At 42.5% G+C, this 1341-nt stretch carries 1 pseudogene; it reads right to left on the bottom strand.

From position 1 onward, the window contains the following. Window positions 1–94: 94 nt before the first annotated feature. Window positions 95–1308 (bottom strand): annotated as a pseudogene (locus tag CSV77_RS16700) (IS3 family transposase). Window positions 1309–1341: the final 33 nt, after the last annotated feature.

The raw sequence follows: 1341 nt of genomic DNA, 5'->3' as shown, positions 1-1341 counted from the left end.
ATGGTCTTCTGTCAAGAAAGTGGACACCATTTATTGAGCGGTTATGTTGAAAAGCCTACCGCGCTACGCTTGCTGTACTTTCGTGGAGAAACAGTTAAAGTGACAACTGTTCCTCCACGAAAGTTATGAGTGGTTGCTGAGTGCTTTTCTTTCTTGATTGGTGCTCATACAGCGCCTCAAACATATTAGGTGATACATAGTTTAATGTAGAGTGGCTGCGTCTCTCGTTAAAAAACGAAATAATATATTCTAAAACGACTGCCTCTGCTTCTTTTCTGGTCTTAAATTTTCTCCGATAGATCAGTTCCTTCTTGATTGTCGCGTGGAAAGATTCAATGCAGGCATTATCGTAACAGTCACCTTTACGGCTCATACTAATTTTACATCGGTTCTTCTTTAGGAGGGAGATATAATCTTTGGATGCGTATTGGGACCCTTGATCCGAGTGATGGATCAGTCCTTCTTTTGGTGATCGAAAATGAAACGCACGCTCCAACGCCAGTTGAGGCAGTTCTTTTGATAAAGTATTTGCCAGGTTAAACCCGATAATTTTCCGAGAAAACAGATCCATCACTGTAGCTAAATACAGCCATCCTTCACTGGTCCATATATACGTAATATCCACAACCCATGCTTGATTAGGATGATCCGCATGAAACTTCCGTTTCAAGAGGTTAGGATAGATGGGATGTTCATGATTGGACTGCGTCGTCACTGTATACTGAAAAGGCACCGTGGCACATAGGCCTAGTTCTCTCATGTAGTTCGCGACGGTCTTTACCGACAGGACAACCCCCATTTTCTTCAGTTCACGATGGATACGGGGACTGCCGTAAACCTCTCTATTTTCGTAGAAAATCTGCTGTATACTCCTCAATGCGCCTTCCTTTATCTTCTGCATGTCACTCTGTACTTTCTCTCGCCACTTATAATAGCCGCTCGTTGAGACCTGGAGGACTTCGCACATCTTCTTCACGCGGTATAACCCCCGGTGTTCTTCGATAAAGGAATAGATCACTGCGGGTTTTTTGAAAAGATGTGCATGGCTTTTTTTAAGATTTCATTTTCTTCTTTCAGTTCTTGAATTTCTTTCTCTAAGGCCCGTTGCTGTTTCAGTCGCTCAGTAGGGGTTACATACTCTTCTCCATTTCGTTCTTTCTGTAGTTCTTTTCGATACTCGCTTACCCATCTTCGCAAGGTGCTGACTGGCACATCCATCTCACGAGAGACCTCGATCTGTTTCTTTCCTTCTTCTACCACTAACTTAATCAGATGACGCTTTAAATTATCATCAATTCGTTTTCTCATGTGGACACACTCCATTCAGTTTGTTTGTTCTTT

The organism is Sporosarcina sp. P16b (assembly GCF_002743065.1).
Lineage (GTDB): Bacteria > Bacillota > Bacilli > Bacillales_A > Planococcaceae > Sporosarcina.
Note: the sequence above shows the minus strand (reverse complement) of the source record. Positions and strands in the feature narration are given on the sequence as shown.